Origin of the sequence: uncultured Devosia sp. (assembly GCF_964244875.1) — a bacterium.
GTDB lineage: Bacteria > Pseudomonadota > Alphaproteobacteria > Rhizobiales > Devosiaceae > Devosia.
The window spans coordinates 253,194-260,746 of record NZ_CAXTKA010000004.1 but is presented as its reverse complement, the minus strand read 5'-3'; the positions used below and the strand labels follow the sequence as shown (position 1 = coordinate 260,746).

General features: G+C 63.1%; 9 protein-coding genes. 5 read left to right on the top strand and 4 right to left on the bottom strand.

Features of this window, described 5'->3' with window-relative positions:
* Positions 1-365 precede the first annotated feature (365 nt).
* Positions 366-1,076: a purine-nucleoside phosphorylase gene (deoD, locus tag ACFE8X_RS07590; RefSeq protein WP_375450846.1), complete on the bottom strand. Its 711-nt coding sequence runs from the start codon at positions 1,074-1,076 to the stop codon at positions 366-368.
* Positions 1,077-1,190: 114 nt separating this feature from the next.
* Between deoD and argC the strand changes: the two genes are divergently transcribed.
* The 5 genes from argC to ACFE8X_RS07565 all read left to right on the top strand — a co-directional run bounded on the left by argC (position 1,191) and on the right by ACFE8X_RS07565 (position 5,047).
* Positions 1,191-2,147: an N-acetyl-gamma-glutamyl-phosphate reductase gene (argC, locus tag ACFE8X_RS07585; RefSeq protein ID WP_375450845.1), complete on the top strand. Its 957-nt coding sequence runs from the start codon at positions 1,191-1,193 to the stop codon at positions 2,145-2,147.
* Between the two features lie 260 nt (positions 2,148-2,407).
* The gene (gene leuD, locus ACFE8X_RS07580) at positions 2,408-3,013 is read left to right on the top strand and encodes a 3-isopropylmalate dehydratase small subunit (RefSeq protein WP_375450855.1); all 606 of its coding nucleotides are present in this window, start codon (positions 2,408-2,410) and stop codon (positions 3,011-3,013) included.
* Between the two features lie 12 nt (positions 3,014-3,025).
* Positions 3,026-3,418, top strand: a complete 393-nt coding sequence (locus tag ACFE8X_RS07575) for a RidA family protein (RefSeq protein WP_375450844.1) — start codon at positions 3,026-3,028, stop codon at positions 3,416-3,418.
* A gap of 36 nt (positions 3,419-3,454) precedes the next feature.
* On the top strand, positions 3,455-4,552 hold the full coding sequence (gene leuB / locus ACFE8X_RS07570) for a 3-isopropylmalate dehydrogenase (RefSeq protein ID WP_375450843.1): 1,098 nt from the start codon (positions 3,455-3,457) through the stop codon (positions 4,550-4,552).
* 195 nt (positions 4,553-4,747) lie between these two features.
* Positions 4,748-5,047 (top strand): hypothetical protein, encoded by a 300-nt coding sequence (locus tag ACFE8X_RS07565; protein ID WP_375450842.1) that lies wholly within the window; start codon positions 4,748-4,750, stop codon positions 5,045-5,047.
* Positions 5,048-5,117: 70 nt separating this feature from the next.
* Here ACFE8X_RS07565 and ACFE8X_RS07560 read toward each other — a convergent pair whose 3' ends face one another.
* The 3 genes from ACFE8X_RS07560 to leuC all read right to left on the bottom strand — a co-directional run bounded on the left by ACFE8X_RS07560 (position 5,118) and on the right by leuC (position 7,520).
* Entirely contained in the window at positions 5,118-5,423 is a 306-nt protein-coding gene (locus ACFE8X_RS07560) for a hypothetical protein (RefSeq protein WP_375450841.1), read from the bottom strand.
* A gap of 277 nt (positions 5,424-5,700) precedes the next feature.
* Positions 5,701-6,123, bottom strand: a complete 423-nt coding sequence (locus ACFE8X_RS07555; protein ID WP_375450840.1) for a metallopeptidase family protein — start codon at positions 6,121-6,123, stop codon at positions 5,701-5,703.
* Entirely contained in the window at positions 6,114-7,520 is a 1,407-nt protein-coding gene (gene leuC / locus ACFE8X_RS07550; RefSeq protein WP_375450839.1) for a 3-isopropylmalate dehydratase large subunit, read from the bottom strand. The genes ACFE8X_RS07555 and leuC overlap by 10 nt, the downstream gene beginning before the upstream one ends.
* Between the last annotated feature and the right edge of the window lie 33 nt (positions 7,521-7,553).

Below are 7,553 nucleotides of genomic sequence, written 5' to 3'. Positions count from 1 at the left end.
CCCGGCCGGAGCCTGTCTTCGGGCGCGAAGCGACCCGGAGGCCGGGGTGACACCGAGTATGGGGTGGGATTGTGCCAAGCAAAGCGGGAGAGCCGATAGATCGGGGCCAAACGAGACCCCCACCCTTGCCATTCGAGCATAGCTCTCATGGCCTTCATCGCTCAAATCGCTCCACAGGAGCGATTTGCCCTGCGCGACGCTCTGCAGTCCCCCTGGCAGGGGAGGAGGTCGCCACTCGTGGGGCGAGATTGAAATCAATTTATCCGGTCGTGGAGCTCGATCCGGTTTAACCCACCGGCAGACTCCTCCCCCTGCCAGGGGGAGGTTGGGTGGGGGTAAGGGAGGCACGATGTCGGAGCTCGCCCCTACGCCTCCACCGCCACATCGAGCGCCAGTTCGACCATGTCGGTCAGCGAGCTCTGGCGGTCCTCGGCGCTGATTTCGTCGTGGGTGATCAGGCAATCGGTCATGGTGCAGATGGCCAGCGCGCGCACGCCGAAGCGGGCGGCGAGGGTGTAGAGGACGGCAGCTTCCATTTCGACGCCGAGGACGCCGTGCCCGGGCAGGGTGTCGTAGCCGGCAAAGCCGTTGGCGTGGTAGAAAATGTCGGAGGACAGCATGTTGCCGGCGTGCCAGCGCAATCTTCTGGCCTCGGCCAGGCCGGCGGCGGCGCGGAGCAGGCCGAAATCGGCAATGGGGGCAAAATTGTAGGGGCCGAACCGGCCCTTGACGATCGCGGAGTCGGTGGCGGCGCCCTGGGCCAGGATCAGGTCGCGCACCTTGACCTTGGCGTTGAGCCCGCCGCAGGTGCCGACGCGGATCAGGGATTGCACGCCGTAAACATTGATCAGTTCGTGCACATAGATGGCCAGCGACGGCTGTCCCATGCCGCTGGCCTGCACCGAGACGGGCTTGCCTTTCCAGGTGCCGGTAAATCCCAGGCAGTTGCGCACCCCATTGACCTGGCGCGGCGTCTCAAAGAAGGTTTCGGCGATCCAGCTGGCGCGCAGCGGATCGCCCGGCAGGAGGACGGCGGGGGCGTAGTCGCCGGGCTTGGCATGGTTATGGGGGGTCATGGCGGTCCTTGGGTGTGGCCGAACCATAGTCGCGGAGCCGGCGGAACGGCAAGGCGGTCTTGACCTTGTCACGGGAGAAGTCCATTTAGCAAAACGGCACCGAGGAGCCCGATCATGGTCGCGAAAATCTTCATCGATGGCGAAGCCGGAACGACGGGGCTGCAGATCCGCGAGCGGCTGGCGGGGCGGCGCGACCTGGACATTCTGTCAATACCGGCCGAGCGGCGCAAGGATATCGGGGCGCGGGCCGAACTGCTGAACGTGGCGGACGTGGCGATCCTGTGCCTGCCCGACGAGGCGGCGCGCGAAAGCGTATCGCTGATCACCAATTCGACCACGCGGGTGATCGATGCCTCGAGTGCCTATCGGGTCGATCCAGATTGGGCCTATGGTTTTGCCGAAATGGACAAGGCGCAGGCCGGACTGATTGCCGGGGCGATGCGCGTTTCCAATCCGGGGTGTTATCCGCAGGGGCCGATCGCGACGCTGCGGCCGCTGATCGCGGCAGGGCTCTTGCCGGCTGACTTTGCGATCAGCGTCAATGCCATTTCCGGCTATAGCGGGGGCGGCAAGGCGATGATCGCCGACTATGAGGCGGCAGGCGCGGATGCCAGCGCCTTCATGCCCTATGGGCTGACCTTCAATCACAAGCATGTGCCTGAAATGACAACCTATACTAGGCTGGCCCATGCGCCCCTGTTCGTGCCCGCGGTTGGGGATTATGCGCAGGGCATGGTCACCTTCGTGCCATTGCAATTGGGCGCGCTGGCCAGGGTGCCGACCGGGGCGGAAATCCATGCCGCCATTGCCGATCATTTCGCCGCCATCAAGGACAGCTTCGTGACCGTGGCGCCCTATGAGGCGCTGGCCAGGACGCCCGAGCTCGATCCCGAAAGCTACAACAATACCAACCAGATGAAGCTGCATGTCTTTGCCAATGACGCCAGGGCCCAGGCCGTGCTGGTGGCGGTCTATGACAATCTGGGCAAGGGCGCCTCGGGCGCGGCGGTGCAGAACATGAACCTGATGCTGGGGATGGATGCGGCGCTGGGGCTAGGTCTTGCTGCCTAACTTCTATCCTTCCTTCTCCCCTTGCGGGAGAAGGTGCCCGAAGGGCGGATGAGGGGTCTAATCTCTCTGGTGACACAGTTTGCGAAGCAACCCCTCACCCTGATTTTCCGCTGAACGCGGAAACTCGGTCCCTCTCCCGCAAGGGGAGAGGGGTGACGACTGAGAGTGCGGTAGCCTCAACCGAACGGATTTAGCCGATCGCGGCTTGACCGAAACCCTGGCTTTGCGCCATGACACGGCCAACCGAGGAAGGCTTTCCAATGGACAAGTTCACCACATTGACCGGGGTCGCGGCGCCGCTGCCGATCATCAATATCGATACCGACATGATCATCCCCAAGCAGTACCTGAAAACCATCAAGCGGACGGGGCTGGGGACGGCGCTGTTTTCGGAGATGCGCTATAATGAGGACGGGTCGGAAAATCCCGATTTCGTGCTCAACAAAGCCGCTTATCGTGGCGCCAGGATCATCGTGGCGGGGGATAATTTCGGCTGTGGCTCGAGCCGCGAGCATGCGCCCTGGGCGCTGCTGGATTTCGGCATTCGCTGCGTGATCTCGACCAGTTTCGCCGATATCTTTTACAACAATTGCTTCAAGAACGGCATCCTGCCGCTGGTGGTCAGCCCGGAGCAGCTCAAGCTGCTGCTGGACGATGCCGAGCGGGGCGCCAATGCAACGCTGACGGTGGATCTGGAAGCCCAGACCATTCGCGGCCCCGATGGCGGCGAGCTGCATTTCGATATCGATCCCAGCCGCAAGCAAATCCTGCTGGAAGGGCTCGACGATATTGCCGGCACGCTGAAGTCCGATCCGGCGATCAGCGGGTTCGAAACAAGGATGGCCGCCGACCGGCCCTGGCTGTAAGGGGGTCGGCGCATGGTGCAGCGCGTTTCCACCGGCTCGCCGTTCGAGGCGACGTTCGGCTATTCCCGCGCCGTGCGGCACGGGGACACCGTCTATGTGTCGGGCACGACGGGCTATGATTATGCCAGCATGACCATGCCCGACGATGTCGGCGCGCAGGCGGCCAATGCCCTTGCCACCATCGACAAGGCGCTGCGCGAAGCGGGATGCTCGATCGAGGATACCGTGCGCGTGGTGTATTACGTTGGTGATCGCGGGGACATCGATGCGGTGGTCAAGGCGGTGGGGCCGGTGTTCAAGGACATCCGTCCGGCGGCTTCCATGCTGATCGTGCAGATGATCGAAGCGGGCATGAAAATCGAAATCGAAGTGACGGCGCGCATCGGCGCGGCCACAAGCGTTTGATGTCCCGGGCATCGCGCCCCAACCCAAGGCCCCAACATGACGCACAACCTGTTTCTGCTGCCCGGCGACGGCATCGGCACCGAAATCATGGCAGAGGTGGAAAAGCTCATCGGCTGGACCAATGACCAGGGGCTGACCGATTTTGCCACCGATCGCGGGCTGGCCGGGGGCGCGGCCTATGACCAGCACGGGGTGGCCATTACCGATGCGGATACCGCCAAGGCGCTGGCGGCGGATGCGGTGATCTTCGGGGCCGTGGGCGGGCCGAAATGGGATGGCGTGCCCTATGAGCACCGGCCCGAAGCGGCATTGCTGCGGCTACGCCAGGACATGGCGGTGTTCGCCAACCTGCGGCCGGCAATCTGCTATCCGGCTTTGGCCGATGCGTCCTCGCTCAAGCGCGAGCTGGTCGAGGGGCTCGATATCCTGATCGTGCGCGAATTGACGGGCGGGGTGTATTTCGGCGAACCCAAGACCATTACCGAGCTGGGCGATGGGCAAAAACAGGCGATCGATACGCAGGTGTACCAGAGCTACGAGATCGACCGCATCGCGCGGGTGGCGTTCGATCTGGCGCGGACGCGCAACAACAAGGTGCATTCGGCCGACAAGAAGAACGTGATGAAATCGGGCGTGTTGTGGGACGAGGTGGTCCGGGGCGTGGGCAAGGATTATCCCGACGTGGCGCTGGAGCACATCCTGGCCGACAATGCAGCCATGCAACTGGTGCGCAATCCCAAGCAGTTCGACGTCATGGTCACCGACAACCTGTTCGGCGATATCCTGAGCGATGTGGCGGCGATGCTGACGGGGTCGCTGGGCATGCTGCCGTCGGCCTCGCTGGGCGCGCCCGATCCGCTGACCGGCAAACGCAAGGCATTCTACGAGCCGGTGCATGGCTCGGCGCCCGATATCGCGGGCAAGGGGATTGCCAATCCGATCGCCATGATCGCCAGCTTTGCCATGGCGTTGCGCTATTCGTTCAACATGATCGCCTTGGCCGACCGGATCGAGGCCGCGATCGCGGCGGTGCTGGACGATGGCCTGCGGACCGGGGACATCGCGCAGGACAACCGCAAGACCGTCGGCACCGAGGAAATGGGCGCGGCAGTGCTGGCGAAGTTGCGGGCGTAAAATGCTTCGGTCGACGCCTCCCCCTTCAGGGGGAGGAGCCGCGCGGTGGTGCTGGCAAGATGGTACCATGAGTTGTGTGTGCATTGGCCTCCTCAAACAGCGGCAACCCAACGGCATGGCCGTCGCTCCTGGCAGCGGCGGGAACCATCGGGGTGGCTCGCGATTGTGCAGGATCGACAATCAGGAGCGTCATCGATGGCCAAGATCTTAACGTCGCGCGAGGATATCAGGGCGTGGGCAGCGGCGCGGGGCGGCAATCCCATGCTGATGGATACGCCGGACGGCACGGGCAGCCGGACGTTGCTGAACCTGACCTTTGGCCAGCATGCGCTCAATTCGGACGGCAACGAGGGGCCCGATCGGCTGAACGGCTACCAATTGGTGAGCTGGGACGACTGGTTCGACGCGCTGGACCATAGCGGACTATCGGTGCGCGTGTCGGACGATCCCTCGGGCGGCAACGAAGCCGAGTTCGAATTCGTGGATCGCGAATAGGGTTGGCGGAAGCCGGTCGCTGCGACCGGCTTCCCGCGTCAGTCCGCCGCTCGGGCGCGGAACCCGGAGCCTATTGCTTGGCTTCGAGCGCGTTCAGGCCACCTTCATACAACTTCATCGTTTGTTCGATATCGTTGATATGCATGGAAAAGCCGGTATCGACGGCTTCGGCCTGGCGCCGCAACAGATCGCGGCGCGACAGCAGTTCGAAGCGCTCGCTTTCCAGTTCCTTGATCGCCAGATCGATCCGATCGCGATGCGTGGCGAAACGCTGCACCATCGGGGCGCCCTGCTTGGACGCTTCGAGGATCACATGTTCCATCTGCTCGATTTCAGGCTGAACAATTTTCAGAGACGTCTTGGATCGCATTGTCATGTTGAGTTACTCGCACGGCGTTATTGATATTATTTGTTCTTGTCCTGCGCGCCCTCGGCGAAGATTTGAACATTGATGTGGATAAGATTCCAAATACGCGGAAAGCCCAAGCTTTACCGGTTGTTTATCTTAACGCGAAAGGTAAACGGCAGTGCGGGGATTAGAGTTCCGCAGGCGTTAACAGTTATGGCACGCGTTAACCAGAGTCTAACGCGGGGTTCGCGCCACAGCGCAGAGTCTTCGCCGGGACCGCGCCAAGTGCATCGATGATTCTGCTTTAATCGTCAGAGGCTTCGATGGCATCCATGTCATCGTCGGAAAAGCCGAAGTGGTGGCCGATTTCGTGGACCAGCACATGGGTGACGATTTCACCCAGGGTATTGTCATCGTTCTCGGCCCAGTAGTCGAGAATGGCGCGGCGGTAGAGCAAGACAGTATTGGGCAATTGGCCGGTCTGGGGGACGGCGCCGTCCTCGGTCAGGCCAATGCCCTGGAACAGGCCCATCAGCTCGAAGGGGCTGTCCATGCCGAAACCGTCCAGTACATCGTCCTCGGCCCATTCGGCGACCGAGCAGGTGACATCGGCGGCCAGCGACTTGAACGGCTCGGGCAGGCCGGCCAGCGCTTCGATGGCCAGGGCCTCGAAGTCGTCGAGGGAGGGCGCCAGGCGCTCTCCCCAGGGATTGGGGGCTATTGCCAATCGCGAATATCGACGAAGTGGCCGGTGACGGCGGCGGCAACGGCCATGGTCGGCGATACCAGGTGGGTGCGGCCCTTGAAGCCCTGGCGGCCCTCGAAATTGCGGTTGGAGGTGGAAGCGCAGCGCTCCTGCGGCTTGAGCTTGTCGGCGTTCATGGCCAGGCACATGGAGCAGCCGGGCTCGCGCCAGTCAAAGCCGGCATCCTTGAAGATGACGTCGAGCCCCTCGGCTTCTGCCTGCTGCTTGACGAGGCCAGAGCCGGGCACGACCATGGCGTTGACGCCGGGATGGACCTTCTTGCCCTTGAGCAGGCCCGCGGCGGCGCGCAGATCCTCGATGCGGCCATTGGTGCAGCTGCCCAGGAACACGCGCTCGATCGTGATGTCGGTGATCCGGGTGCCGGGGACCAGGCCCATATAGTCCAGCGCCCGCCATTTGGAGGCGCGCTTGTTTTCGTCGGCGATATCGTCGGGATTGGGCACGCTGCCGGTTACCGAGATGACGTCCTCGGGACTGGAGCCCCAAGACACGATGGGCGGCAGCTTGGCGGCATCGAGGATGACCACCTTGTCATAGACCGCGCCCTCGTCGGTGTAGAGGGTTTTCCAATAGTCCAGCGCCATGTCCCAGGCCGTGCCGGTAGGCGCGCGGTTGCGGCCCTTGACATAGTCGAAGGTGGTCTGGTCGGGGGCGATCAGGCCGGCGCGGGCCCCGCCCTCGATGGTCATGTTGCAAACCGTCATGCGGCCTTCCATGGACAGCGCCTCGATCGCCTCGCCGGCAAATTCGATGACGTGGCCATTGCCGCCGGCGGTGCCGATCTCCCCGATGATGGCGAGGATGATGTCCTTGGCGGTGACGTGGGGCGGCAGCGTGCCATCGACGCGCACCAGCATGTTCTTGGCTTTTTGCTGGATCAGCGTCTGGGTGGCCAGCACATGCTCGACCTCGGAGGTGCCGATGCCATGGGCCAGGGCGCCAAAAGCGCCGTGCGTCGAGGTATGGGAATCCCCGCACACGATGGTCATGCCGGGAAGGGTAAAGCCCTGTTCGGGGCCCACGATATGCACGATGCCCTGGCGCGGATCGAACGCGTCGTAATATTCGATGCCGAAATCGCGCGTGTTCTCGGCGAGGGCCGCGATCTGGGTCACGCTTTGCGGATCGGGATTGGGCAGGGTGCGATCGGTGGTGGGCACGTTGTGATCGACCACGGCCAGGGTGCGCTCGGGGTGGCGCACCTTGCGCCCGCTCAGGCGCAGGCCCTCGAAAGCCTGGGGGCTGGTCACTTCATGGACCAGGTGGCGATCGATGTAGAGCAGGCTGGTGCCGTCTTCGTTGTTCTGGACCAGATGGTCGTCCCAGATCTTGTCGTAGAGCGTACGGGCCTTGGTCATAGCGAGTTCCACAGGGGCGGAGGGTCTAAGATG

Coding starts and splice junctions, on each gene's coding strand:
- deoD (WP_375450846.1), bottom strand. CDS start 1,076: ATGACCCCCCATAACCATGCCAAGCCCGGCGACTACGCCCCCGCCGTC.
- argC (WP_375450845.1), top strand. CDS start 1,191: ATGGTCGCGAAAATCTTCATCGATGGCGAAGCCGGAACGACGGGGCTG.
- leuD (WP_375450855.1), top strand. CDS start 2,408: ATGGACAAGTTCACCACATTGACCGGGGTCGCGGCGCCGCTGCCGATC.
- ACFE8X_RS07575 (WP_375450844.1), top strand. CDS start 3,026: ATGGTGCAGCGCGTTTCCACCGGCTCGCCGTTCGAGGCGACGTTCGGC.
- leuB (WP_375450843.1), top strand. CDS start 3,455: ATGACGCACAACCTGTTTCTGCTGCCCGGCGACGGCATCGGCACCGAA.
- ACFE8X_RS07565 (WP_375450842.1), top strand. CDS start 4,748: ATGGCCAAGATCTTAACGTCGCGCGAGGATATCAGGGCGTGGGCAGCG.
- ACFE8X_RS07560 (WP_375450841.1), bottom strand. CDS start 5,423: ATGACAATGCGATCCAAGACGTCTCTGAAAATTGTTCAGCCTGAAATC.
- leuC (WP_375450839.1), bottom strand. CDS start 7,520: ATGACCAAGGCCCGTACGCTCTACGACAAGATCTGGGACGACCATCTG.